The sequence below is a fragment of the Haemophilus sp. HMSC066D02 genome, from assembly GCF_001810545.1.
Lineage (GTDB): Bacteria > Pseudomonadota > Gammaproteobacteria > Enterobacterales > Pasteurellaceae > Haemophilus_D.
Genome location: NZ_KV801805.1, coordinates 77,075 through 102,487 on the forward strand (window position 1 = coordinate 77,075; position 25,413 = coordinate 102,487).

The window sequence follows — 25,413 nt, forward strand, 5'->3', positions numbered from 1 at the left end:
TTTTTTTATTCTTTCCTAATGGAGTGATTATCGTGAACGCATTGAGAAAAAGCCTTGTTTTGGCCACTTCTTTCGCAGCTTTAGGTGTGTATAACTCAGCGATGGCTGAAATGGTATACAAGCCTGTTGAACAACCTGTGGAAGCACCAAACCCTAATTTAAAAATCGAAGCAGTGAATGAAAAATTTGCTGAGAAATATCCTAGCCAATTCAATTCGTGGAAAGCGACTGAAAAAGGCGACAAAATCATCTATGCTAATGAACAAGATCCTCGTTTAATCGTGTTATGGGGGGGCTATTCTTTCGCAAAAGAATATAACGCACCTCGTGGTCACATTTATGCAGTAGAAGATGTACGTAATATTTTACGTACTGGTGCGCCCAAAAATGCAAATGATGGCCCACAACCAATGGCATGTTGGACTTGTAAAGGTCCAGACGTTCCTCGTTTAATTGCAGAATGGGGTGAAGATGGTTACTTTGGTGCCAAATGGGCTAAAGGTGGACCAGAAATTGTCAACTCGATCGGTTGTGCTGACTGTCACGATACGACCTCTAAAGACTTTGCTGAAGGCAAACCTGCATTACGTATTGCTCGTCCACACGTTCTTCGTGCATTAGATCACTTAAATAATGCACTTCAAGCAAAAGCAAAAGCTGAAGGTAAAGAACAAGCTAACTTAAGCTTTAACACAGCTGCTCGCACTGAAAAACGTGCTGAAATCTGTGCAAACTGTCACGTTGAATACTACTTCGCGGGCGACTTAAAACAAGTCACCTTCCCGTGGAACAATGGTCAAACTGTTGATGACATCGAAAAATACTACGATGATATCGGCTTCAGTGACTGGACTCACTCTCTTTCTAAAGCACCAATGTTAAAAGCTCAACACCCTGACTTTGAAATTTGGTCTTTAGGTATGCACGGTAAAAACGGCGTAACTTGTATCGACTGTCACATGCCTAAAGTACAAGGTAAAGACGGTAAAGTTTACACCGACCACCAAATCCAAAACCCATTCGATGCATTTGATACCACATGTGCAAACTGTCACGATCAAAGTAAAGAAAAACTTAAAGATATCGTTGCTTCACGTAAAAAAGAAGTGAAAGATGTAATGGGTCGTTTAGAAGATCAAGTTGTTCGTGCTCACTTTGAAGCGAAAGCGGCATGGGATGCAGGTGCAACTAAAGAAGAAATGGAACCTGCTTTAATGGATATCCGTCACGCTCAATGGCGTTGGGACTACGCAGCAGCAAGCCACGGTGGTCACATGCACGCACCTGATGTAATGCTTCGCGTATTAGGTTCTGGTATCGACAAAGCAGCAGATGCACGTGCTAAACTTGCAGCAATCTTAACTAAACACGGCGTGAAAACTCCGGTTGAAGTACCAGATATTTCTACAGCTGATAAAGCATGGAAAGTAATGGGTATTGATATCGAGAAAGAACGTCAAGCGAAAAAAGAATTCTTAGAAACTGTTGTACCTCAATGGGTAAAAGAAGCGAAAGCCAATGGCAAATTAGCTGAAGATACCGCAACAAAACAATAAAAAAAGAACCGCACTTTGTAACTAAAGTGTCGAAGTGCGGTCATTTTTAACCATATATTTGAGGTAATCAGAATGAATTTAACTTCTTTAATCAGCAAATCGGCAAAATCCCTCGCATTGCTTGCAATGCTTGCGGCAATGCCAATGGCTGCAAGTGCGGAAGAGATGGCAAAAACACCTGCCTCTCAACTCACTTATGAGCCACAATTGGATAACCAACGTGACCCAAACCAATATTGTGCGAAATGTCACAAATTTGACCAAGTTGATAAAAACCAAACTTTAGATCAATCTGGTGGTGAATTACACTTTGGTAAATTCCACGGCGCACACTTAAATCAAAAAAGCCCTAACACAGGTAAACCGATTAACTGTGTAAACTGTCACGGTAATATTTCGGAAGATCACCGTCGTGGTGCAAAAGATGTGATGCGTTTTGATGGCGATATCTTTGGTGATAAAAAACCAATGTATACCGCGCAAGAACAAAACCAAGTTTGTTTTGCTTGTCACCAACCTGCAAAACTTCGTGAAAAACTTTGGGCGCACGATGTTCACGCAATGAAATTGCCTTGTGCAAGCTGCCACACATTACACCCGAAAGATGATGCGATGAAAGGCATTCAACCGAAAAATCGTGTGAAACTTTGTGTAGATTGCCACGGCGAACAACAAAAACGCAAAGCGGCAAAAGACACACAATCACAAACGCAATCAACCGAACAAAAGGATAAATAATGACAGCTTGTTCACGCCGAAACTTTGTTTCCGGCATGGGGGCATTAATCCTTATGACGGGGACATCAGTTACCTCTTTAGCGAAAGAGGAAAAGGCGGATAAACCGAAACGCTATGCAATGGTACACGACGAAACAGCTTGTATCGGCTGTACCGCTTGTATGGATGCTTGTCGTGAAACAAACCACGTTCCTGAAGGCGTTTCACGTTTGGAAATTCTCCGTAGTGAACCTTACGGCGAATTCCCAAATCAAGAATACGAGTTTTTCCGTCAATCTTGCCAACACTGTACAAACGCCCCTTGCGTGGCAGTTTGTCCGACCGGTGCATCATTTATTGATCCTGAAACAGGTATCGTCGATGTGCATAAAGATCTTTGTGTAGGTTGCCAATACTGTATTGCAGTTTGTCCTTACCGCGTACGTTTCATTCACCCAGTACACCGTACTGCGGACAAATGTAACTTCTGTCGCGATACAAACTTAGCAGCTGGCAAACAACCTGCTTGTGTAGAAGCTTGTCCAACCAAAGCATTAACCTTTGGCGATATGAATGATCCAAGCAGTGCCGTTTCCCGCAAAGTGAAAGAAAAACCGGTTTATCGCACGAAAGTGGAATTAGGTACTCAACCAAATCTTTACCATATTCCATTCCAACACGGGGAGCCAAGAAGATGACATTAGATTATCCTGTTCCGTTTCACACACCTAATTTAGTGTGGGATTCAACAATCGCTATCTATTTGTTCTTACTTGGTATTTCTTCCGGTGCGGTACAATTAGCGATTGCTTATAAACGTAGTCACAAATTAGAAAATCCTAGCAAAAACTGGATTATCCGAGCAGCCGCCGTTTTAGGTTCTGTGCCAACATTAATTGGTTTAACCCTGTTAATTTTCCACTTGGCACGTCCTTGGACATTCTGGAAATTGATGTTTAACTATCAATTCAACTCTGTAATGTCTATGGGGGTAATGTTATTCCAAGTTTATATGCTGTTCTTGGTATGTTGGTGTGCGGTTATCTTCAAAGAAGATATCATGGCGCTCATTCAACGTTTTATGCCAAAACTGGGGTTTGTCGGCAAAATTATCAATGTATTAGAACGTTTAACTGGTCCTGTAGAAGTCATTCTCTTCATCTTAGCTGCTGTGCTAGGGGCTTATACCGGTTTCTTACTTTCAGCATTGATCAGTTACCCAATGTTAAATAACCCTGTTCTACCAGCGTTATTCTTAGCTTCAGGTACCTCTTCAGGTATCGCTGCAACCTTCTTATTTATCCTTATTGCAGGTAAATTAAAAGGTGATAGCCATGAATCACACTTCATTCACAAATTTGAAGTGCCAATTATGGTGACTGAACTTGGTTTATTAATCTGTTTCTTTGTTGGTCTACACTTCGGTGGTGGTCAGAAAGTGGTTGCATTGCACAATGCACTTTCCGGCTTCTGGGGTGCAGTGTTCTGGATTGGGGTATTCTTAATTGGTATCTTAATTCCACTATTTGCCAACCTTGCCGTAAAAGACAACTTAAAATACAACAAGAACTTTATTATCCTTGTGTCAATCTTCGACTTAATCGGGGTTCTCTGCTTACGTTACTTCATCTTGTATGCAGGACAACTTACCGTTGCGTAAGGATAAATTTCTTATTTAATCAAAAGGCGTATACAATACGCCTTTTGTTTATTTAGAAGACTAAAGTGCGGTTAATTTTACGTATGTTTTTCATGCTTAAAATCAACCTCATTTTGTAAAATACAACCTTTAATACTGAAGAATACTATGCTTCCCGAATTCGGATTTCTCTCATTACTCTTTGCCACCACCGCGGCGCTCTTACTTTCCATCGTGCCGCAAATTGGTATTTGGCGAAATAAACCCTCTCTCACCAACACAGCTTGGGGATTAAGTTATTGCTTCGGTATTTTTACGAGCGTTTCAATCGGTATTCTTGCCTACTCTTTTGCAATGGATGACTTCACTTTGGAATACGTGGCAGCGCACTCCAATTCTCAACTACCAACATTTTTTAAAGTCGCCGCCACCTGGGGCGGACATGAAGGCTCCATTTTATTTTGGCTTTTTACCTTAAGTCTTTGGTTAGTGGCTTTTGCCTTTTTCTCTCGCAAAAATGACCGCACTTTTTCTGCACAAACCCTTTCTTTACTCGGCTTAATTTGTCTTGGATTTGCTATTTTCATTTTGTTCTACTCTAATCCATTTGGACGTGCTTTTCCTGCCCCTTCGGAAGGGCGAGATCTCAACCCAATGCTGCAAGATATTGGCTTAATTTTCCATCCACCACTGTTATATGTGGGTTATGTGGGCTTTGCCGTTAACTTTGCCATGTCCATTTCTGCCTTAATCTTTAATCGTTCTGCACAAGCAATCGCGCGTGCGATGCGAGCCTGGGTTCTCGTTTCTTGGTTATTCTTAACATTAGGGATCGTGCTCGGTGCATGGTGGGCATATTATGAATTAGGCTGGGGCGGCTGGTGGTTCTGGGACCCAGTAGAAAACGCCTCTCTTATGCCGTGGTTATTAGGTCTTGCTCTTTTACACAGCTTAATGGTGACTGAAAAACAAGGTGCTTTCAGCTATTGGACAACACTCTTCTCCCTACTCGCTTTTGCATTCAGCGTATTAGGCACATTTATTGTCCGTTCAGGCGCATTAACCTCCGTTCACGCGTTTGCCTTAGATAGTTCTCGCGGTTATGTGTTATTACTCATTTTCTTCTTACTGACTGTCGGCTCGCTCAGTTTATTTGCGCTACGCACAAATACCAACGAAAGTGCGGTCAAATTTCCACTCATTTCTAAAACTGGGGCGATTTTAGGTTTAAACATCGTATTGACCGTGGCCACCGTCAGCACATTCTTAGGCACTTTCTATCCAATGCTATTCCAAGCCATGAATTGGGGAAGTATTTCTGTGGGCGCCCCTTACTTTAATAGCATTTTCTTCCCATTGCTCACGTTAGTGCTTTTTGCCATGGCGGGCACACTTTGCTTAGGCTGGTTTAAAGCCGATAAGAAACATTTTTTCAAACGCTTGTTATTACTCATTCCTGCAGCAGTGATGGCTTATGGCATGATTTGGAATGCGCTACAAAATGACAGTGCGTTACGTTTCCATTTCTTCGCTTATGTACTACTTACTCTCGCTATTTGGGTATTATTCGTCACCTTATGGCAAAATTGGGCAAAAGTAAGACTATCCTATTTTGGGATGATTCTTGCACACTGTGGCGTGGCTATTGCTACAATGGGCGCCGTGATGAGTAGTTACTTTGGCAGTGAATTAGGTGTTAGACTTGCACCACAACAAAGCCAACAATTAGGTCAATTTGAATTCCACTATGATCGTTTTTCCAATGAAATCGGACCAAACTTTACCGCTGAAGTTGCTTTCTTTAACGTGTCAAAACAAGGCAAACCTTACGCTGAAATTGTACCTGAACGCCGCTATTACGACGTTCGTACCATGACCATGAGTGAAGTGGGTTTAGATGCTGGTCTTTGGGGCGATTTATATATTGTGATGGGTGATAACTTGGGCAAAGGTGAATTCACGTTCCGCTTGCATTACAAACCACTTATTCGCTGGTTATGGCTCGGAGGCATTTTAATGGCACTTGGCGCATTATGTTCTGCCATCAATTTGAAGAGAAAACGCGATGAATAAAAAGTTTATTTTGTTTTTACCACTGATTTTATTATTGAGCGTTTGCTTACTGCTTTTTGTTGGTTTGCATAAAGATCCAAAACAAATTGCCTCTGCACTCATTAATAAGCCCGTGCCAGAATTCTATCAAGCAAATTTGCTTGAACCGACTCAAATCGTCAGCCCAAGAGATTTCCCAAAGAAACCTTTCCTGCTTAATGTGTGGGGAAGTTGGTGTGGCTATTGCCAACAAGAACACCCTCTTTTAATGGAAATTTCAAAAGACGTGCTCATTGTGGGCATCGACTATCGTGACAAACCACAAAACGGTATTGCGATGCTCGAACGTATGGGTAATCCATTTATACTTACCATTGACGATAGTCGTGGTGAATTTGCGATGCAATTAGGCGTAGATGGTGCACCAGAGACCTATATTGTCGATGAACACGGCATGATCCGTTATCGTCATTCTGGCTATATGGATCGTGAAACGTGGCTTACCGAAATCAAACCAAAACTTGATGAATTAACAAAAAAGTAAAATGAAAAAATTAACCCGATTTCTGACCGCACTTTTACTGACTTTCGCCCTTTTTGCTCACGCAGAAATGGTGGACACCTATGCGTTTAAAAACCAAGCCGATCGTACTCGTGCTGTTGAACTGGCAAAATCCTTACGTTGCCCACAATGTCAGAATCAGAACTTAGTTGAGTCCAATTCGCCGATTGCTTATGACTTACGTATTGAAGTCTATAAAATGGTGGATGAAGGAAAAACGAATCAGCAAATTATTGATACGATGACTGCACGTTTCGGTAATTTCGTGAACTATAAGCCCCCTTTCCAATGGAATACCGCACTCCTCTGGTTATTACCTATTTTGCTATTAATTGGTGCTTTTGCGTTGATTTTGTTTTCCACTAAAAAATCAGAAGACGAACCTAAACCACTTGAAAATAAACCTTATACAGCGCCTAAAGAAGAAAAAAATGCGGTCAAATTTGAAACCAAATCTGCCATTTGGGTCTTTGCTATTTTGTTGGTTCTTCCTTTAAGTTATTACTTCTCCCTTGATCGTTTTGAGCGTGTTCAACAAGGTGAAAAAGAAATGATTGAGCTTGCCAACAAAAAAGCAGATACATCAATGGTGCATCAAAAAGAAGATATGGTGCTCAAAATTCAAAATAAAATTCGAGAAGATGTGAATAACCCTGAGCTTTGGGCTCAGCTAGGTGACGCCTATATGCAAAATGATGAATTTGATCATGCTCTCATCGCCTATAGCAATGCAGAAAAAATTTCAGGCACAACACCCGCTATTTTAGGCCTAAAAGCGACCGCACTTTATTATCAAGCAGGTCAAAACATCACACCGCAAATCCAGCAAATAATGGATGAAGCGTTAAAACAAGATAAACATGAAATCTCGGTAATCACATTATTGGCGACTGAAGCTTTTAAAAATCATGAAGCCGAAAAAGCCAAAGCTTATTGGCAACAATTATTAGATTCGGGGAATTCTGCCGTGGATCGCCGTACTGTCATCCAACGAATCAAAATGATAGACTATTTTGAAAAAGGACAAACCTCACAATAAGCTATGTCTCATTATTCAGAAAATATCATTATTGGAGCCGGTGCTGCCGGCTTATTTTGTGCCGCACAGTTAGGAAAGCTGGGCAAGCAAGCCACCATTTTTGATAACGGTAAGAAAATTGGCCGAAAAATTTTAATGTCTGGCGGCGGATTTTGTAATTTCACCAATATGGAAATCAGTCCAGACCGTTATATCAGTCAAAACAAGCATTTCGTCAAATCTGCCTTAAAACGTTATACACAATGGGATTTTATTGCTTTAGTCGCTGAGTATGGCATTCCTTACCATGAAAAAGAGTTAGGACAGCTATTTTGTGATAACGGTGCAGAAGATATCGTGAAGATGCTCGGAACGGAATGTGACAAATATGGTGTAAGCATTCAACTACGCAGCGAAGTGAGTGATGTCGAAGCCGTTGAAAACAACCCTAAAGTGCGGTTTAAATTGAAGGTAAATGCGGTTGAATGGCAATGCCAGAATTTAATTATCGCCACCGGTGGGCTCTCCATGCCTGGCTTAGGCGCTTCGCCTTTTGGCTATCAAATTGCAGAACAGTTTGGATTAAATGTGATTCCCCCACGTGCGAGTCTTGTACCGTTCACATGGCGAGAAAGTGAAAAATTCTATGCAGCACTCTCTGGTGTTTCATTAGATGTGGCAGCGACAAATCAAAACAAAACCTTTACTCATCAAATGCTATTCACCCATCGTGGTTTATCTGGGCCTGCCATTTTGCAAATTTCCAATTATTGGCAACCGGGTGAAAGCATTCATTTAGATTTATTGCCCTATAACAACATTCGTCATCATTTGGATGAAATGCGTCAATCTTCACCTAAATTGCAGTTAAAGACTGTATTAAGTCGATTATTACCGAAAAAGTTAATCGAACTTTGGCTAGAACAAGGCTTGATTCAAGATGAAGTGATCGCGAACTTAAGTAAAGTGCAGTTAGAAAATTTAGAGAATTTAATCCACAATTGGCAATTTATACCTAATGGCACTGAGGGCTACCGCACGGCTGAAGTCACAATGGGCGGTGTTGATACCCATGAAATTTCATCCAAAACCATGGAAGCCACAAAGATTAAAGGCCTCTATTTTATCGGTGAAGTGTTAGATGTTGTCGGCTGGTTAGGTGGCTACAATTTCCAATGGGCATGGAGTTCGGCTGCCGTTTGTGCGATGGGAATTGCTGAAGGCTAATCTTTCTCTGCATTAATTATTTTCATTATGAATGAAAAAATCATTACTTTGATCATGAAATATCCTTACGTTAAAATCAGCATACGAAAATAAAAAAGAAGGATATAAACATGACATCAAAAACACTTCCCTTTCACGCTGATACTGTGGGCTCATATTTACGTTCTCAACCTTTAAAAGAAGCTCGTGCAAAATTTGCAGCAGGCGAACTTTCTCGTGAACAATTAACGGAAGTTGAAGATCAAGAAATTGCTAAATTGGTACAAGCTCAGTTAGATGCAGGTATTCAAGTCATCACGGATGGGGAATATCGCCGTGCATTTTGGCATATCGATTTCTTAGAACACTTAAATGGTATTGAAGGTTATCACCCTGAACACGGTTATAAATTTAATGGCGTGGAAACCAAACCTTACAATACTCGCTGCTGCGGTAAAGTATCTTGGAATCCAAACCACCCATTTATCGAACATTTCAAAAAATTAAAAGACATTGTTGGAGATCGTGGCGTCGTAAAATATACCATTCCAAGTCCGAATCAATTAATGTATCCAATTCAATGGGATACGGGCGTTTATGCGACACGTGCAGAATTTGCCAAAGATGTTCAACAAGCTTATAAAGATGCGATCAAAGCCTTCTATGATGCGGGTTGCCGTTATTTACAATTTGATGACGTGTATTGGGGTTCACTCTGTAACAATCACTTAAAACCAGAATTTGAAGCAGATAAAGCACAGGCGCTTGAAAATATTCAAGTTGTATTAGCGGCTAAACCAGCAGATATGGTTATCACAACGCATGTTTGTCGTGGCAATTTCCGTTCAACCTATTTATTAACTGGCGCATACGATCCTATTGCGGATGCGTTATTCGGCCAAACCCAATACGATGGCTATTTCCTTGAATATGATGATGAGCGTTCTGGTGGGTTTGAACCATTAAAACACTTTGCTAATAATCCACACAAAGGTCGTATTGTATTAGGCTTAATCAGTTCAAAATTCCCTGAATTAGAAGATAAAGCGGCTATTAAAGCTCGCATTGAAGAAGCAACTAAATATGTTCCACTTGAACAGCTTTGCTTAAGCCCACAATGTGGTTTTGCGTCAACTGAAGAAGGAAATATCATGACGGAAGCACAGCAATGGGCAAAAGTCCGTTATGTTGAAGAAATTGCCAAAGAAGTATGGGGTGAAGATTAATTCTTTTCATATCTGATGTTAAAAACACACTGTTTTTTAACCGCACTTTTATAATCTGAGTGCGTAGCAATACGCTCTTTTTTACTGCTTCCTTTCAACAAATAAAAAAAGCTGATGTAATTTACATCAGCTTTTTCATTATCAATTTATCACTAGATTTGCGTTAAATCGACGTTTTTAGTTTCTTTTGAGGCTAATAATGCTAACAAGGTTAAGAATGCATTAATGGCTAAATAAATCCCTACACCCATTAAGCCATAAAGTGCATTGATTTTTAATGAAATCATTGCCGCAATAGTGGCCCCGATAATCGATGCAATATTGTAGGCTAAAGAAGCACCAGAATAACGTACTTCCGTTGGGAATAATTCAGGCAATAACGCCGCCATTGGGCCAAATGTCATGCCCATTAATGCCATACCAATTACTAAGAAAGCAAATACAGAAGTTGGTGTACCGTTTCCAAGGAATAATGGCATACATAATGCAAAAATTAAGATGCTGACCGTTGTCCAAATCAACCATTTACGACGACCGATTTTATCGGCATAAAGACCTGAAATGCTGATAAAAATCGCAAAAACGATCGCACTCATTAAAAGTAATCCCGTGAAGGTATTGGCAGGAATGCCTAACCCCATAGGATAGCCCGCTTCTGAAAGGGTTGCCGGTGTACGAGAATACGCTTGAGCAAAGGCAGTCATAATATAGAACAAGGAATAAGTCGCCACCATAATAAAGGTACCAATCACCATCGGTTTAAAGTGTTTAGTAAATACCACACTCACCGGTGCTTTTAATTTTTTCCCTTTTTCTTCCGCTTCAACGAAGACATGGCTCTCATGTAAAGTTAAACGAACATACAACCCAACTAAAACTAAGGCTAAAGAAGAAACAAACGGGATACGCCATGCCCACTCAACAAGGGCTTGTTGCCCCCAGAAATAGCTCACTAAGAAGAAGGTTGCATTAGCCACAAATAAACCAATTGGTGCACCTAATTGAGGGAATGTGCCATACCAAGCACGTTTTCCTTCTGGCGCATTTTCTGTTGCCACTAAAGCGGCACCACCCCATTCACCACCAAGACCAATACCTTGACCGACACGGCAAATACATAACAAAATCGGTGCCCAAATACCAATTTGAGAATAAGTCGGCAACAAGCCGATAACGACCGTAGATCCGCCCATTAAAACCAAAGAGGCGACCAAGGTTTTCTTACGACCGATCTTGTCACCAAAGTGCCCAAATAAAGCGGAGCCAATGGGACGAGCAAAGAACGCTAAAGCTAATGTCGAAAGAGAAAGCAAATCATCTGAAAGCGGATCGCCACTATGGAAGAATTGCGTGTTAAAAACTAATACTGCAGCCGCTGCATAGATATAATAATCGAAGAATTCAATTGCAGTACCCACCATGGATGCCAAAGCAACCTTAAATGGATCATTACGAAGTTGTGAGGACATTTTGCTTCCTTAAGAGTCAAATAAAATGAAAGGGCTAAATCCTAGCATTTCTCTTAAGGTTGAGCAATTTTTAATGCGATATTTTCGATTTTTTCAGCAAAATATGTCGGATTTTCTAAATGTGCATTATGACCAGCATCAGGAATAATCGTTAAATCAAGTTGATTATCCTCTGCCATTTGACGAAACTTCTGATCTCGTTCACCACAAAAATAAAAAAATGGCAGCAAACTTGACCGCACTTTCTCTCGGAAATCAGGCTGCTTGGCAAGACTAGTGGCTAATAACATATGACCAATATTTGCCCCACAATTGGCTTTTCGCTTTTCAATTAATGCCTTACGTTGCGGTTCATTTAAATGAGAAAAAACAGGTTGTTGATACCAATCTTCGAGCACGGTTTCAGGCTTTTCATGAAAAAAACACTCAGCCCACATTTCGTCATTGACCAAACGACTTTGCTTTTCTTGCTCAGACTGTAAACCTAAATTCGCCCCTTCTAAAATGACGGCCTTTAAATGCCCTATTTTCACTTTCGCTTGCAGTGCATAATATTGTGCGATTCGTCCACCAAGTGAATAACCGATTAAGATATAAGGCTCATTTTTTATGAGATGTTGAATTTGTTCTTCAAGGCACTGAGCGGTTTGCTCAAAATCTTCAACAGCAACAGCTTTATTCTCGCCATGAAACGGTAAATCGAGAGAGAGACAACGAAAGTGCGGTAGATTTTCGATGACTTTTTGCCAATCTGATTTCGTACCTAATAAACCATGAAGAAAAACAAGATTCATCATAATAATGCCATATAAAGAAATCCCCTCTATATAAGAGGGGAAAGAAATTATTCACCAACCACCGCGTGGCTGATTTGTTCAATCAAGCGCTTATAGGTTGCGCTGCCATCACTTGGGTTTGTTTTGATTTCAATTAATGTCGCACGGCGGCGAGTATAAGCTTGTTTTAACACGGAGCTTAAATCTGCCCAGGTGTAAGGCAGGGCATATTTTAAGCCAAACATTGCCGCGACTTGAGAGAAATCACCATTATGTGGCAAGCGATAGAACTGCTCTTTCACCTCTTCATCTACCGGCAACATATCGAAGATCGCACCACCATTATTGTTAATCACAAAAATAATAGTTGGTTGAGTCACATTCTTAAATAAGGCTAAAGAGTTTAAATCATAAAGCGTAGACGTATCACCAATCATGGCGACCACAGGTTGATCTGCACCGATACCAATACCTGCAGCCGTTGCTAATAAGCCATCAATCCCACTTGCACCACGGTTAGTGAAAATCGGATACCCTTCAGGCAATTTGGTTAAAGCATCAACCAAACGTACAAAAAGACTGTTTCCTAAGAACAAAATACCGTTGTAAGGTAAAACACGTTCAATATGATGTGCTAATGAGGCTTCATTAAGATTGCCACCAACTTGTTGTTCGATAAAGGTTGCACAGAATTTTGAAAGCGCAAGTGGCTCGAGTAACCAAGGTTTTTGACGCAATGGCGGATGTGCACGCAACCAATGATGAGCTTTGGCGTTAAAGCGAGTTTGCGTATGGTGATTAGGATCAACTGCATTTTGACTTTGCTCCACCACCCAAAATTCGCCTTGGAACTCCGCTAAGAATTGGTTAATACGTTTACTGATAAAACGAGAACCAAATTGAATCACGATATCAGCTTGAAGTAATTTTTGCTTCACGGTTTGGTTTGCTAGCCAAATATCCTCATAAGGCATGAGCGGTTCAACACCGGATTGAATATCCGTAAGCAAAATCCACCCCATGGTATTTGCCCATGAGTTAATACCCATTGCTTGTTCAGGCGTTAATTGCCCTGCCACAATCACACCACGTTTTGTACGCCAGCTATCCCAATTCTCATGCATCAACACTTCTTGTTGCAATGGTTGATGATCAACCCAATTTTTAGGCTGACTTAACCAACGTTGAATTGGCATTAACCATGGATGAGCATCAATTTCTTGATCTTGGGCATTATAAAGTGGCTCAGCAAAAGGTACATTAATATGCACCACGCCTGGTTGTTGCTTTTGTTTATAGCAAGCTTGTTCTAACGTAGAAATTAACCATTTCGCCGCATAATCGGCTTGAGGCTTCGGTAAATTGACACTTGCCACTGGGTAATCAGCAAACATATTTTGTTGCACGATCGCTTGATTCGCACCACATTCCCACAATTCAGGTGGTCGATCGGCAGTAAGAATAATTAAATTCACGCCTGTTTGGCGAGCTTCAATAATCGCTGGATATAAATTTGCTGCCGCAGTCCCTGAGGTGACAATCACGGCAACAGGTGCTTGCGTGGATTTTGCAATACCCAAAGCAAAAAAGCCTAAGCCACGTTCATCAAAGTGACTATGGCACGTTGCTCGAGAGGCATTTTGTAAACGCACAGCTTCTAGCGTTAAAGGTGTTGATCGTGAACCTGGCGCAATACAAAAGTGACTCACCCCTTGGCGAACCAAGGTTTCTAAGATCACCTTTGACCAACAACGATTAAATACGCTTACAGACATTCTTCTTATTCTCCGTTATTCTCTGCAAACAGGGAAATGAGCCCTGCCGCTTTACGTTCAATTTCCAACCACTCTTCTACAGGTTGTGAGCCTTCTACAATACCGGCTCCAGCAAATACACGCACTTGTTTTTCTTCGATAAAAGCCGAACGAATGGTGACACAAAATTCTGATAGATGTTGATTCATCACACCTAATGTACCGGCATACCAACGACGATCAAAGGTTTCTATTTCAGCCAAGGCTTTCTTCGCTTGCTGCTGTGGTAAGCCGGATACAGCCGCCGTTGGATGGATCGCTTTCAGCAAATCGGCATCCGTACAAACTGCGGTCAATTTTGCTTGCATTTTTCTAATTAAATGCTGCACTTTGCGTAGTGACTTTAATGCGACATCATCAACAGTAATTTGTTCCACTAAGTGACTGATATTTTGTGAAATATCTTCAACCACCAACCAGTTTTCATTGAGGTTTTTTTCATCATTTAACAGCCAATTCGCACGTTCGTCATTTTCACTCGGATTATCACTAACAGGTGCTGTCCCTGCAAGCGCTTCCGTGAATAACTGACGATCATCACGTGCAAATAAGCGTTCTGGTGTCGATCCCACAAAACAGTTTTGAGCATTATCTGCCCATAAAAAATGGTAACAACCACTATTTTTTGCTTGGCTTGCAGCAAGAAAATCTTTTCCGTTTAGCTCACCCTGAATACCAAACACGGTTTCATTTGCCAAAACGAGCTTAGTTAATTCACCCTGTCGAATTCGAGTGAGTGCTTGATTGACCCAGTTACACCAGGTATCTTGATTCGCTTTTGGCTCTACACTTTCGATGGTTAATTGATTAAGCGGTGAAAGTACGGTCATTTTTTCAAATGAATTCAAAATCATTTTTGCCGAATCAAGCTCATTTGGATCAACAAAAACTGAAACCACGGTCTCACCATTTTGCTGTTCAATTAAAACTTGCGGCAAAATAAACTGACTTTCACCTTGGAACTGTAAACCGCCCACTAACGGGAAATTGTGCTCTTGAATAAATTGCTGTGCCAAATTCACATCTGAAAATGACCGCACTTTCCCTACGGCAGCGACGGTTTTATCTTCATCACGAAAACGTAAATAAAATTGTGGATAAACAAGCTGTCCTTTCATCCATGCCAAAAGATCAACACCCAATTTCATCTTCATCTGAAGACGTGCAATAGCAGGTTGCTGATCAGTTATCGCCAAAGTTTCAAATTGGCGAATTAGCTCAGATTTAGCTTGTTCTAAAGGGCCCATGAAAAATAATAAAACACAAAAAAATTAGCCCATATTCTACCGCACTTTAATACATTCAAAAAATTTTTTTATTAAATCTTTTCAAGATAAGAATTTAAGCGTAAATTAGACACAATTTTTGAATGAAAATCTAATTATCATAGGATGTTACTAATGAGATCTTTTCCGAAATCAGACAAATTAGAGCACGTTTGCTACGATATTCGTGGACCGGTTCACAAAGAAGCTTTACGCCTAGAAGAAGAAGGCAATAAAATTTTAAAACTTAATATCGGCAACCCTGCCCCATTTGGTTTTGAAGCGCCAGATGAAATTTTAGTCGATGTCATCCGCAACTTACCTTCTGCACAAGGTTATTGCGATTCCAAAGGTTTGTATTCTGCACGTAAAGCTATCGTGCAATACTATCAGTCTAAAGGTATTCATGATGCGACAGTAAACGATGTGTACATCGGGAACGGTGTATCTGAATTGATTACCATGTCCATGCAAGCCCTTCTTAATGATGGTGATGAGGTATTGGTTCCAATGCCGGATTATCCATTATGGACGGCGGCGGTAACGTTAGCGGGCGGAAACGCGGTACATTATTTATGTGATGAAGAAGCGGGTTGGTTCCCTGCTATTGATGATATTCGCGCGAAAGTCAATGCCAAAACCAAAGCTATCGTAGTGATCAACCCGAACAACCCGACGGGTGCGGTTTATAGCAAAGAGTTACTCGAAGAAATTATCCAAGTCGCACGTGAAAATAATCTCATTATTTTTGCGGATGAAATTTATGACAAAATTCTCTACGATGGTGCTGTCCACCATCATATTGCAGCCCTTGCACCAGATGTATTAACCATTACATTCAATGGCTTATCAAAAGCATATCGTGTTGCGGGTTTTCGTCAAGGTTGGATGATTTTAAATGGGCCGAAACAACATGCTAAAGGCTATATTGAAGGCTTAGATATGCTAGCGTCTATGCGTTTATGTGCAAACGTACCAATGCAGCACGCCATTCAAACAGCATTAGGCGGCTATCAAAGTATTAATGAATTTGTTCAACCGGGTGGTCGTTTGCTGGAACAACGCAATAAAGCCTATGATTTAATTACTCAAATCCCTGGTATTAGCTGCGTAAAACCAATGGGGGCAATGTATATGTTCCCGAAACTCGACATCCAAAAATTCAACATTCATAGTGATGAAAAATTTGTGCTCGATTTATTACGTAAAGAGAAAGTACTTCTCGTGCATGGTAAAGGATTTAACTGGCACTCACCGGATCACTTCCGTGTGGTGACACTTCCTTATACCGGTCAATTAGAAGAAGCCATTGGCAAATTGGCGCGATTCTTAGAAACTTATCGTCAATAATAAAAAAGAGCGGTTAATTAACCGCTCTTTTTTTATTTCATGATTTATAACTATGCCCAGAAATAACGCACCACATGGAAGAAAATAGGTGCGGAGAAACAAAGTGAATCCATTCGATCTAAAATACCACCATGGCCACTGATCATATTCCCCCAGTCTTTCACACCCATACTGCGTTTCATTGCCGACATCACGAGTCCACCTAAGAATCCCATTAAGCAAATTAACAGACTCATTAAAAAGGCTTGCCATGCATAAAATGGTGTCATCCAATGAAGTAGCATACCTAATAAACTTGCGCTTAATACCCCACCAACAAAACCTTCTACCGTTTTGGATGGTGACAAGGTTGGCGCAATTTTATGTTTACCGAAGAGTTTACCCCAAACGTATTGCAACACATCACTTGACTGTACTACCAAGATTAAGAAGATCATTAATAAAAGATTTTTTCCTTCATAACCTGAGATATCAAGTGTCAATAAAGCGGGGATATGTGAAATACAGAATACGCTAATCATCAATGCCCACTGAATTTTCGTAGAACGATCTAAGAAATTCGCTGGGTCACCCAGTAATGCTGAAAGAATCGGTAAAAATAAGAAGCCATATACGGGAATAAAGATAGTAAACATACTAAACCAATCAATGGCGACTAAAAAATATTGCAATGGCAAGATCACATAAAAACAGGCTGCGAGTGCAAGATGATCGCCTCGACGAATATTCAACAGAGAAAGAAACTCACGCAATCCCATAAATGAAATAATCAAAAAGAGCCCAATCACGCCATAAAAGCCTAATAAACTCGCAATAAAGATAATACCAATCATCACCCACCAAGCATTGATGCGTGCATTCAGGTTATCAATAACGCTATTCGGTGTATCCACGCCCGCTCTGCGTTTTAAAACATATCCCACTGTGGAAGCAAAAATTAAGGCGATAAATAAACCACCGAAGAGTTGCCATATTTCTGTCATCATTTACTCCTAAGATTTGCCTTTTTCACTGATGTTTAAACTTAATAATGCCGATTGTGCACGTGTTAAAAATTCACCTTTAGTCTCATCTGTCCCAATTTTTAATGGTTCACCGACATAAAGATCACATAACAACGGGATCGGTAAAATAAAGCCTTTTGGTAAAACATTATTCATATTGCTAATCCAAACTGGCACAAATTCACAATTAGGATTTTCTTTTGCTAAATAAAACAATCCACTTTTAAATGGCTGAAGTGGCAAATCATCATCCGTTTTACGGGTTCCTTCAGGAAAAAGAATAAGCGAATCATTCTCCAAGGCTTCCGTCATTTGTCGTATTGCCGCTTGTGGATCTTGGCTATTACGCTCAATCAGTAACATATTAAACACTTTATTGGCTAGAAAACGACGAATTGCGCCTTTCGTCCAATAATCTTTGCCTGCAACAGGACGCGTTTGTTTTCTCACTTCATAAGGTAATGAAATCCAAAGTAAGATGAAATCACCATGGCTGTTATGATTGGCAAAATAGACACGATGCCCTTCTGAAGATTGTTCAGCTATCGCTGCTTGAGGTCGAACACCTGTAATAAAAGAGGCAAAACGACACAATAAAAAATCGATTAATCTCGCGATCATATTTACTCCTATTACTCTGCTACTTCCGCTAATCCATTTTTTACTCGCTTAATACAAGTCACGATGAGCAAGATAATCAGGATATTTGCTACCCACCAGAAAAATGAATGCAAACTACCACTCACCGCATAGAGTAAACCGAGCACACCAAACACAAATGCACGATCGCTTTTACCCATTGGGCCATCATAACGACGCGTTTTGCCTTGAACTTGCCCCAAAATACCACATAACTCACTCAACGCGGCAAGCCAAATAATACTTGAGATTTGAACGCCATCAAAAGGCGCGACAAAAGCAAAAGGAAGGTAAAGTGCTGCATCAGAGACGACATCAGTAATTTCATTAAGATAACCCCCTAATCGACTTTTTTGATTAAATTCACGTGCTAGCATGCCATCAACAGCATTTAACGCCATACGCAAAAACAACCAAATAGGAATAAGGAAGAAAAGAGTGGAAAATGTCGGGAATAGTGCGAGAACCACACCTAATAAAATTGAAAGTAAGCAAGCAATTAGCGTAACTTGATTTGCTGTTACGCCTTTTGCTGCTAATTGTCTAACTAAAGGCCGAAGTAAATTCTGAAATTTGGGTTTTAAGGCATAGATACTCATCTACCATCTCCTTGTTTTTATTAGTAAACATAAAAATTTCGCTAATAATAGAATAGTATAGAGTATTACTCAAGTTTTTATTCATCCATATAACCTAGACTTCTTAAGGCGCGTTCATCGTCTGCCCAACCAGACTTCACTTTAACCCAAAGTTCAAGGTGTACTTTATTATCAAATAAGCGTTCCATGTCAGCGCGCGCTTCCATACCAATGGTTTTAATTTTTTGCCCTTGAGCACCAATCACCATTTTCTTTTGGCCTTCGCGCTCAACTAAAATCAAACCATTAATTTCGTAAGTACCACGCTCATTTACTTTGAATTGTTCAATTTCAACGGTCACAGAATAAGGTAATTCTTCACCAGTAAAACGCATCAATTTTTCACGGATAATTTCTGACGCCATAAAACGTTGTGAACGATCGGTCACGTAATCTTCAGGGAAGTGATGAACACCTTTACGTAAGGACTGACGAACAATTTTCTCTAATTGATGCACATTATTACCACGTTGTGCAGAAATCGGCACAATGTGCGCAAAATCAAACTTACTGCCTAAATCAGTAATAAATGGCAACAAATCATCTTTATTCTTGACGTTATCAACTTTGTTGATGGCGAGTACAACAGGTGCTTTGGCGTTACGTAATTTGTTTAACACCATTTCATCATCGGCATTCCAATGTGTGCCATCCACGACGAAAATAATAAGATCCACATCACCGATCGCTGAGCTTGCTGCGCGGTTCATTAAACGGTTAATCGCTCGTTTTTCTTCGATATGAAGTCCCGGCGTATCTACATAAATTTCTTGGTAGATGCCTTCCGTTTTAATTCCCACAATACGGTGACGCGTGGTTTGCGCCTTGCGGGAAGTAATCGAGATTTTTTGACCCAAAATTTTGTTTAACAGGGTGGATTTCCCTACATTTGGGCGGCCTACAATGGCAATAAAACCACAATAGGTCTCTTGTTCTTGATTTAATTCGGTCATTTTATTTCCAATATTTTTAAAATTTGTTCTGCGGCCGCTTGTTCTGCTTTACGGCGGCTAGAACCTTTTGCAATAAAAGTGCGGTCAATATTTGGTACGTTTTTTACCGTACATTCCACTGTGAAGATTTGGCAATGTGCTTCACCTTCAATTTTTATTACTTCATAGGTTGGTAAAGCGAAATGCTTACCTTGTAAATACTCTTGTAAACGCGTTTTGGCATCTTTTTGGTTATCGCCTGGCTTAATTTCAGCCAATAAGGTTTTATACCAACTACGCACAATATCTGCCGCTTTATCAAAGCTTGAATCCAATGCCATTGCGCCAATTACCGCTTCAACACAATCGGCCAAAATAGATTCGCGACGAAATCCCCCACTTTTCAATTCACCTGAACCTAAGGACATATAGTCCCCAAGCTCAAAATTGCGGGCAATCATCGCCAGAGTTGGCTCTCGAACTAATGTTGCACGCATTCTGCTAAGTTCACCTTCATTACAACGAGGGAATTGATGATAAAGCGCATCAGCAATGACATAATTAAGAATAGAATCACCTAAAAATTCTAGGCGTTCATTATGTTGAGTGGAGGCACTGCGGTGTGTCAGTGCCAATTTTAAGTTTTTTAGATCGGAAAATTGATAACCAATTTTTCGTTCTAGTCGATCTAAATGGCTCATATTAATTAATTTTTGTAAAGAAACGGTCTAAACGGAAGCCTGTAGGCCACTCATTTGGTTCTTTTTCTAAACTCATCCAAATATAAGTGGCTTTACCCACGATATTTTTTTCTGGTACAAATCCCCAAAAACGGCTGTCATCACTATGATCACGGTTATCGCCCATTACAAAATATTGTCCTTCAGGCACAATCCATTCCGCAGTAGGTAAGCCTTCCTGTGGATAGAATTCAATACCCGAATAACGGCGCATTGGTTCTACTAAAATTGTGTGTGTCACGTCACCGATTTCCAAATATTCCACTTGCGTTGGGAAGGCTGGATTTGTAGGTTCTTGTTTGTATTCAAACGCTTTAGTTTGGCAATCTACTTCACAAGGTTTGCCATCTTTACCATAAACCAGCGTTAAAGCACTTTTTTCAACATCAAGGATAATACGGTCACCGCCTTTACCCACAATACGTTTGATGTAATCCACACCTGACATATTGTTTTTAGATGTTAACGCAAGATTTTCAGCATACGCTGCTCTCGTTGCACCTAAGCTAGTACGAAGTAGCGCCTGCTCTGGTGCTTTAAACACGATTACATCTCCACGTTCTGGTTTGTTACCTTCAATAATCGTATTTTGGAAAATTGGGTCTTTAATACCATAAGTATATTTATTAACAACGAGGAAATCCCCTACGCGCAATGTTGCTTCCATTGATCCAGATGGAATTTGGAATGGTTCAAAAATAAATGAACGCACAAGGAATACCACGGATAACACAGGGAAAAGAGAAGAAATAAATTCTGAACCTTCTGAAATTGGCTCAATTTTCGCTTTTTCTTCATCCGTTAATGCTTTGCCTGAACGTTGTTCTGCTCGTGCGATTTGACGACGACGTCTTGGCATCACCGCAAAACGATGATAACACCATAAAATGCCAGAAAGTGCGGTCAAAATCAGCAATAAAATGCTAAATGTGTTAGGCAGTTGGAAATGGTCTAACGCTTTCCAACCGGCAAATCCCACGGCTAACAACAGAATAAAAAATACATTCGACATAGCTCTTTCCTATTTATCTTTACCAACGTGTAAGATCGCTAAAAACGCTTCTTGCGGTACTTCCACGTTACCTAAAGATTTCATTCGTTTTTTGCCTTCTTTCTGTTTCTGTAAGAGTTTTTTCTTACGGCTCACGTCACCACCATAACATTTTGCTAATACGTTTTTACGCAATTGTTTCACCGTTGAACGCGCAATAATGTGGTTACCAATCGCGGCTTGAATCGCGATATCAAATTGTTGACGAGGAATCAGCTCGCGCATTTTTTCAACTAACTCACGACCACGATAAGGGGCATTATCTTTGTGAACAATTAATGCTAACGCATCAACACGATCACCGTTGATCATAATATCCACGCGCACCATGTCTGCTGCTTGGAAACGTTTGAAACCATAATCCAAAGACGCATAACCACGCGATGTTGATTTCAAGCGGTCGAAGAAATCTAATACTACTTCGCCCATTGGGATTTCATAAGTTAACGCAATTTGGTTACCGTGATACACCATATTTGTTTGTACGCCACGTTTTTCCACGCAAAGGGTTATCACGTTACCTAAGAATTCCTGTGGTACCAACATATTACATTCCGCGATAGGCTCACGAATTTCTGAAATATTATTCAATGGCGGTAATTTCGCTGGACTATCCACATAAACCACTTCACCATTGGTCATTTCGACTTCATAAATTACTGTTGGTGCTGTAGTAATCAAATCAAGATCATATTCACGTTCTAAACGCTCTTGAATGATCTCCATGTGTAAAAGCCCTAAGAAACCACAACGGAAACCAAAACCTAAAGCGGTTGAATTCTCTGGTTCATAGAAAAGTGATGCATCGTTTAGGCTTAATTTACCCAACGCATCACGAAAAGCTTCATAATCGTCAGAGCTAACTGGGAATAAACCAGCATAAACCTGCGGTTTTACTTTCTTAAAGCCTGGCAATACATGGCTTGCTGGATTGTGTTGATGGGTTAAGGTATCCCCTACTGGCGCACCTAAAATATCTTTAATTGCACAAACAACCCAACCTACTTCGCCGGTATTTAATACGGTCGTATCCACTTGTTTTGGCGTAAAAATCCCTAAACGATCAACGTTGTAAGCCTGTCCGGTAGACATTACTTTGATTTTATCGCCTTTACGCAACACACCATTTTTAATACGAACCAATGACACCACGCCTAAATAGTTATCGAACCAAGAGTCAATAATCAATGCTTGTAACGGTGCATCAGGATCACCTTCTGGCGCGGGAATCTTTGCAACAATTTCTTCTAATACATCTTCGATACCCACACCGGTTTTAGCTGAACAACGCACAGCCTCCATCGCATCAATACCGACGATGTCTTCAATTTCTTCTGCAACACGTTCAGGATCCGCTGCCGGTAAGTCGATTTTATTTAAAATCGGCACGACTTCTAAATCCATTTCAATGGCGGTATAGCAGTTTGCCAAGGTTTGTGCTTCTACACCTTGTCCTGCATCCACAACTAACAATGCCCCTTCACAAGCCGCAAGAGAACGCGATACTTCATAAGAGAAGTCCACGTGTCCTGGTGTATCAATAAAGTTTAATTGGTATGTTTCACCGTCTTTGGCTTGATAATTTAAAGTTACGCTCTGCGCTTTAATGGTAATACCGCGCTCACGCTCAAGATCCATGGAATCCAACACTTGCGCTTCCATTTCACGATCCGAAAGGCCTCCACAGGTCTGAATTAATCGGTCAGAAAGGGTCGATTTACCATGGTCAATATGGGCAATAATAGAAAAGTTGCGAATATTCTTCATAAATAGATTAGTTTTCTCAAAAATCATTAAATTTAACTGGCGGATTGTACCTGAAAAGCGTGGAAATCGCTAGGGATGAAAGGGAAAAGTGCGGTCAAATTTTCAAACCTTTTAGATAAAACAAAACCCCGAATTACTTCGGGGTTTCTTTTTTCATTCAAACTGAAATTATAGGCTTTCAGTGAAAGTACGAGTAATAACGTCACGTTGTTGTTCTGGCGTTAAAGAGTTGAAACGTACTGCGTAACCAGAAACACGGATAGTTAATTGAGGGTATTTATCCGGGTTGTTTACAGCATCTTCTAAAGTTTCACGACGTAATACGTTTACGTTTAAGTGTTGACCACCTTCAACTTTAACAGTTGGTGCTACGTTTACCGGTAATTCACGGTATTCGATTTGGCCTAATTCGCTCACTGCTACTACTTGGTCTTCTGCGAATTCAGCTTTTGCACATAAACAACGAGCTTCATTTTTTTCGCTGTCTAATAACCAGAATGAGTTTAAAAGATTGTCATTTGCTGCTTGAGTAATTTGAATACCTTTGATCATAAAGTGCCTCCTAATTTGGCGGTTGTATATTTATTAAACTGTGCAAATTTTATCAAACTATTTGAAGAATTCAATTAATTTTGACCTAAAACAGGTTCTTTTTTCTGACTAATTTTTAAAAATTGATCTAGATTAAAGTTTCTGACACTGCAAGGCCTCAATACACTATCTCATTTAACAAAATATTAACATAACTTCAGATAAAGCCTTTCTAAGCAATTTCATTTATAATGTGCTCAAGCTTATCCAATAAGGAAATACAGAATGAAAACCTGGACAGATGTTATCGGTCAAGAGAAAGAAAAACCTTACTTTAAACACATTTTACAACAAGTCCATCAAGAGCGACTCGCGGGAAAAACCATTTACCCACCGCAAGACGAAGTGTTTAATGCCTTTAAATATACGGCATTTGATGAGGTGAAAGTCGTCATCTTAGGGCAGGATCCCTACCATGGACCAAATCAAGCGCACGGTTTAGCTTTTTCGGTGAAACCTGAGGTTGCTATTCCGCCTTCTCTACTGAATATGTACAAAGAATTGGCTAACGATATCCCAGGTTTTAAAATGCCAAATCATGGCTACTTGGTGAAATGGGCGGAGCAAGGTGTACTGTTGCTTAACACCGTGCTAACGGTAGAACGTGGCATGGCACATTCACATGCTAAATTTGGTTGGGAAGTTTTTACAGATCAAGTGATTGCAGCACTTAATGAACACCGTGAAAAAGTCGTATTTTTACTTTGGGGAAGCCATGCTCAGAAAAAAGGGCAATTTATTGATCGCAATCGTCATTATGTTTTAACTGCCCCACACCCTTCTCCACTTTCGGCACATCGTGGTTTTCTAGGATGTCATCATTTTTCTAAAACTAACGAATATTTAAAACAAAATGGTTTAAGTGAAATTGATTGGCAAGTTTAAGATTGCGACTCAACATCAAGCGGGAGATTCTTTTCCCGCTTTTCTCCCTTTTTCTGCTCTCGTCTTTTTTTAAAAAAATCACTCAATTTCTGACCGCACTTTTCTGCCAGCACGCCAGAGGTAATTTCTAGTGTGTGATTCATTTTATAATCATCAAAGAAGTGGAAGCGAGAACCTACAGCCCCCGTTTTATAATCTGATGCACCGAAGACTAATCGTTTAATCCGGCTATGTAAAATCGCGCCCGCACACATGGTACAAGGCTCAAGGGTGACATAGAGTGTGGTATTGAGCAGACGATAATTTTGAATATTTTGCGCTGCGTTACGCAATGCGACAATTTCAGCGTGAGCGGTCGGATCATTTTCAATGATAGATAAATTCCAGCCTTCACCTAGGATATTTCCTTCATCATCCACCAACACCGCCCCAACAGGAATCTCGCCAAGTGCTTCTGCTCGATCAGCAAGCATCAGGGCGTGTTGCATAAATTTCTCGTCTAAATCTGACCGCACG

Annotated in this window: 24 protein-coding genes; 11 read left to right on the forward strand and 13 right to left on the reverse strand. The window is 40.4% G+C overall.

Annotated features, from left to right (window positions below):
• Positions 1–32: 32 nt before the first annotated feature.
• From nrfA to HMPREF2750_RS03065, 9 genes are all read left to right on the forward strand, one after another.
• Positions 33–1,556 (forward strand): ammonia-forming nitrite reductase cytochrome c552 subunit, encoded by a 1,524-nt coding sequence (gene nrfA, locus HMPREF2750_RS03025; protein WP_186821568.1) that lies wholly within the window; start codon positions 33–35, stop codon positions 1,554–1,556.
• Positions 1,557–1,628: 72 nt separating this feature from the next.
• Positions 1,629–2,294, forward strand: coding sequence for a cytochrome c nitrite reductase pentaheme subunit (gene nrfB, locus HMPREF2750_RS03030; RefSeq protein WP_049384503.1), 666 nt, complete (start codon positions 1,629–1,631; stop codon positions 2,292–2,294).
• Complete coding sequence (gene nrfC / locus HMPREF2750_RS03035) at positions 2,294–2,971, forward strand: cytochrome c nitrite reductase Fe-S protein (RefSeq protein ID WP_049376106.1); 678 nt, start codon at positions 2,294–2,296, stop codon at positions 2,969–2,971. Before nrfB ends, nrfC begins: the two co-directional genes overlap by 1 nt.
• Entirely contained in the window at positions 2,968–3,933 is a 966-nt protein-coding gene (nrfD, locus tag HMPREF2750_RS03040; protein WP_070582521.1) for a cytochrome c nitrite reductase subunit NrfD, read from the forward strand. Before nrfC ends, nrfD begins: the two co-directional genes overlap by 4 nt.
• Before the next feature lie 147 nt (positions 3,934–4,080).
• A complete protein-coding gene (nrfE, locus tag HMPREF2750_RS03045) occupies positions 4,081–5,985 on the forward strand; it encodes a heme lyase NrfEFG subunit NrfE (RefSeq protein ID WP_070582522.1) in 1,905 nt (634 codons plus the stop codon).
• Positions 5,978–6,508, forward strand: coding sequence for a DsbE family thiol:disulfide interchange protein (locus HMPREF2750_RS03050; protein WP_049384507.1), 531 nt, complete (start codon positions 5,978–5,980; stop codon positions 6,506–6,508). The genes nrfE and HMPREF2750_RS03050 overlap by 8 nt, the downstream gene beginning before the upstream one ends.
• Position 6,509: 1 nt before the next feature.
• On the forward strand, positions 6,510–7,565 hold the full coding sequence (nrfF, locus tag HMPREF2750_RS03055; protein WP_049384508.1) for a heme lyase NrfEFG subunit NrfF: 1,056 nt from the start codon (positions 6,510–6,512) through the stop codon (positions 7,563–7,565).
• A 3-nt stretch (positions 7,566–7,568) separates the two neighbouring features.
• Positions 7,569–8,771: a BaiN/RdsA family NAD(P)/FAD-dependent oxidoreductase gene (locus HMPREF2750_RS03060; RefSeq protein WP_070582523.1), complete on the forward strand. Its 1,203-nt coding sequence runs from the start codon at positions 7,569–7,571 to the stop codon at positions 8,769–8,771.
• 110 nt (positions 8,772–8,881) lie between these two features.
• Positions 8,882–9,976, forward strand: a complete 1,095-nt coding sequence (locus HMPREF2750_RS03065; RefSeq protein WP_005695537.1) for a 5-methyltetrahydropteroyltriglutamate--homocysteine S-methyltransferase — start codon at positions 8,882–8,884, stop codon at positions 9,974–9,976.
• Between the two features lie 152 nt (positions 9,977–10,128).
• Here the strand turns inward: HMPREF2750_RS03065 and HMPREF2750_RS03070 are convergent, their stop codons facing one another.
• From HMPREF2750_RS03070 to HMPREF2750_RS03085, 4 genes are read right to left on the reverse strand one after another with little or no spacing between them, the layout of a single operon-like run.
• Positions 10,129–11,445 (reverse strand): MFS transporter, encoded by a 1,317-nt coding sequence (locus tag HMPREF2750_RS03070; protein WP_070582524.1) that lies wholly within the window; start codon positions 11,443–11,445, stop codon positions 10,129–10,131.
• A 53-nt stretch (positions 11,446–11,498) separates the two neighbouring features.
• Positions 11,499–12,242 (reverse strand): 2-succinyl-6-hydroxy-2,4-cyclohexadiene-1-carboxylate synthase, encoded by a 744-nt coding sequence (gene menH, locus HMPREF2750_RS03075; RefSeq protein ID WP_070582525.1) that lies wholly within the window; start codon positions 12,240–12,242, stop codon positions 11,499–11,501.
• Between the two features lie 47 nt (positions 12,243–12,289).
• A complete protein-coding gene (gene menD / locus HMPREF2750_RS03080) occupies positions 12,290–13,996 on the reverse strand; it encodes a 2-succinyl-5-enolpyruvyl-6-hydroxy-3-cyclohexene-1-carboxylic-acid synthase (protein WP_070582526.1) in 1,707 nt (568 codons plus the stop codon).
• Positions 13,997–14,001: 5 nt separating this feature from the next.
• Positions 14,002–15,282, reverse strand: a complete 1,281-nt coding sequence (locus HMPREF2750_RS03085; RefSeq protein ID WP_070582527.1) for an isochorismate synthase — start codon at positions 15,280–15,282, stop codon at positions 14,002–14,004.
• Between the two features lie 153 nt (positions 15,283–15,435).
• On the opposite strand from HMPREF2750_RS03085, the gene HMPREF2750_RS03090 reads away from it, so the two are divergent.
• The gene (locus HMPREF2750_RS03090) at positions 15,436–16,650 is read left to right on the forward strand and encodes a pyridoxal phosphate-dependent aminotransferase (RefSeq protein ID WP_049372855.1); all 1,215 of its coding nucleotides are present in this window, start codon (positions 15,436–15,438) and stop codon (positions 16,648–16,650) included.
• Between the two features lie 50 nt (positions 16,651–16,700).
• On the opposite strand, the gene HMPREF2750_RS03095 is transcribed toward HMPREF2750_RS03090, so the two are convergent.
• The 8 genes from HMPREF2750_RS03095 to grcA form a co-directional block, all read right to left on the reverse strand.
• A complete protein-coding gene (locus tag HMPREF2750_RS03095) occupies positions 16,701–17,633 on the reverse strand; it encodes a phosphatidate cytidylyltransferase (protein WP_186821571.1) in 933 nt (310 codons plus the stop codon).
• Positions 17,634–17,642: 9 nt separating this feature from the next.
• Complete coding sequence (locus HMPREF2750_RS03100; protein WP_070582529.1) at positions 17,643–18,275, reverse strand: lysophospholipid acyltransferase family protein; 633 nt, start codon at positions 18,273–18,275, stop codon at positions 17,643–17,645.
• An 11-nt stretch (positions 18,276–18,286) separates the two neighbouring features.
• Positions 18,287–18,892 carry a CDP-alcohol phosphatidyltransferase family protein gene (locus HMPREF2750_RS03105; RefSeq protein ID WP_070582530.1) on the reverse strand — a complete coding sequence of 202 codons (606 nt, stop codon included), beginning with the start codon at positions 18,890–18,892 and terminating at the stop codon, positions 18,287–18,289.
• A gap of 77 nt (positions 18,893–18,969) precedes the next feature.
• Positions 18,970–19,884 carry a GTPase Era gene (gene era, locus HMPREF2750_RS03110; protein WP_054419744.1) on the reverse strand — a complete coding sequence of 305 codons (915 nt, stop codon included), beginning with the start codon at positions 19,882–19,884 and terminating at the stop codon, positions 18,970–18,972.
• Positions 19,881–20,564 carry a ribonuclease III gene (rnc, locus tag HMPREF2750_RS03115; RefSeq protein WP_070582531.1) on the reverse strand — a complete coding sequence of 228 codons (684 nt, stop codon included), beginning with the start codon at positions 20,562–20,564 and terminating at the stop codon, positions 19,881–19,883. The genes era and rnc overlap by 4 nt, the downstream gene beginning before the upstream one ends.
• 1 nt (position 20,565) lies before the next feature.
• Positions 20,566–21,615 carry a signal peptidase I gene (lepB, locus tag HMPREF2750_RS03120; protein ID WP_070582532.1) on the reverse strand — a complete coding sequence of 350 codons (1,050 nt, stop codon included), beginning with the start codon at positions 21,613–21,615 and terminating at the stop codon, positions 20,566–20,568.
• Positions 21,616–21,624: 9 nt separating this feature from the next.
• The gene (lepA, locus tag HMPREF2750_RS03125) at positions 21,625–23,421 is read right to left on the reverse strand and encodes a translation elongation factor 4 (protein WP_070582533.1); all 1,797 of its coding nucleotides are present in this window, start codon (positions 23,419–23,421) and stop codon (positions 21,625–21,627) included.
• A 168-nt stretch (positions 23,422–23,589) separates the two neighbouring features.
• Positions 23,590–23,973: an autonomous glycyl radical cofactor GrcA gene (gene grcA, locus HMPREF2750_RS03130; RefSeq protein WP_005697846.1), complete on the reverse strand. Its 384-nt coding sequence runs from the start codon at positions 23,971–23,973 to the stop codon at positions 23,590–23,592.
• Positions 23,974–24,222: 249 nt separating this feature from the next.
• Here grcA and ung point away from each other — a divergent pair, with 249 nt between their 5' ends.
• A complete protein-coding gene (gene ung, locus HMPREF2750_RS03135; RefSeq protein WP_257282558.1) occupies positions 24,223–24,897 on the forward strand; it encodes a uracil-DNA glycosylase in 675 nt (224 codons plus the stop codon).
• On the opposite strand, the gene tadA is transcribed toward ung, so the two are convergent.
• Positions 24,894–25,412, reverse strand: coding sequence for a tRNA adenosine(34) deaminase TadA (tadA, locus tag HMPREF2750_RS03140; protein ID WP_178160907.1), 519 nt, complete (start codon positions 25,410–25,412; stop codon positions 24,894–24,896). The two genes, ung and tadA, sit on opposite strands and share 4 nt — an antisense overlap.
• Position 25,413: the final 1 nt, after the last annotated feature.

Excerpts from the sequence above, each read along its gene's own strand:
- nrfB (WP_049384503.1), top strand. The coding sequence starts at position 1,629 with ATGAATTTAACTTCTTTAATCAGCAAATCGGCAAAATCCCTCGCATTG.
- nrfC (WP_049376106.1), top strand. The coding sequence starts at position 2,294 with ATGACAGCTTGTTCACGCCGAAACTTTGTTTCCGGCATGGGGGCATTA.
- nrfD (WP_070582521.1), top strand. The coding sequence starts at position 2,968 with ATGACATTAGATTATCCTGTTCCGTTTCACACACCTAATTTAGTGTGG.
- nrfE (WP_070582522.1), top strand. The coding sequence starts at position 4,081 with ATGCTTCCCGAATTCGGATTTCTCTCATTACTCTTTGCCACCACCGCG.
- HMPREF2750_RS03050 (WP_049384507.1), top strand. The coding sequence starts at position 5,978 with ATGAATAAAAAGTTTATTTTGTTTTTACCACTGATTTTATTATTGAGC.
- nrfF (WP_049384508.1), top strand. The coding sequence starts at position 6,510 with ATGAAAAAATTAACCCGATTTCTGACCGCACTTTTACTGACTTTCGCC.
- HMPREF2750_RS03060 (WP_070582523.1), top strand. The coding sequence starts at position 7,569 with ATGTCTCATTATTCAGAAAATATCATTATTGGAGCCGGTGCTGCCGGC.
- HMPREF2750_RS03065 (WP_005695537.1), top strand. The coding sequence starts at position 8,882 with ATGACATCAAAAACACTTCCCTTTCACGCTGATACTGTGGGCTCATAT.
- HMPREF2750_RS03070 (WP_070582524.1), bottom strand. The coding sequence starts at position 11,445 with ATGTCCTCACAACTTCGTAATGATCCATTTAAGGTTGCTTTGGCATCC.
- menH (WP_070582525.1), bottom strand. The coding sequence starts at position 12,242 with ATGATGAATCTTGTTTTTCTTCATGGTTTATTAGGTACGAAATCAGAT.
- menD (WP_070582526.1), bottom strand. The coding sequence starts at position 13,996 with ATGTCTGTAAGCGTATTTAATCGTTGTTGGTCAAAGGTGATCTTAGAA.
- HMPREF2750_RS03085 (WP_070582527.1), bottom strand. The coding sequence starts at position 15,282 with ATGGGCCCTTTAGAACAAGCTAAATCTGAGCTAATTCGCCAATTTGAA.
- HMPREF2750_RS03090 (WP_049372855.1), top strand. The coding sequence starts at position 15,436 with ATGAGATCTTTTCCGAAATCAGACAAATTAGAGCACGTTTGCTACGAT.
- HMPREF2750_RS03095 (WP_186821571.1), bottom strand. The coding sequence starts at position 17,633 with ATGACAGAAATATGGCAACTCTTCGGTGGTTTATTTATCGCCTTAATT.
- HMPREF2750_RS03100 (WP_070582529.1), bottom strand. The coding sequence starts at position 18,275 with ATGATCGCGAGATTAATCGATTTTTTATTGTGTCGTTTTGCCTCTTTT.
- HMPREF2750_RS03105 (WP_070582530.1), bottom strand. The coding sequence starts at position 18,892 with ATGAGTATCTATGCCTTAAAACCCAAATTTCAGAATTTACTTCGGCCT.
- era (WP_054419744.1), bottom strand. The coding sequence starts at position 19,884 with ATGACCGAATTAAATCAAGAACAAGAGACCTATTGTGGTTTTATTGCC.
- rnc (WP_070582531.1), bottom strand. The coding sequence starts at position 20,564 with ATGAGCCATTTAGATCGACTAGAACGAAAAATTGGTTATCAATTTTCC.
- lepB (WP_070582532.1), bottom strand. The coding sequence starts at position 21,615 with ATGTCGAATGTATTTTTTATTCTGTTGTTAGCCGTGGGATTTGCCGGT.
- lepA (WP_070582533.1), bottom strand. The coding sequence starts at position 23,421 with ATGAAGAATATTCGCAACTTTTCTATTATTGCCCATATTGACCATGGT.
- grcA (WP_005697846.1), bottom strand. The coding sequence starts at position 23,973 with ATGATCAAAGGTATTCAAATTACTCAAGCAGCAAATGACAATCTTTTA.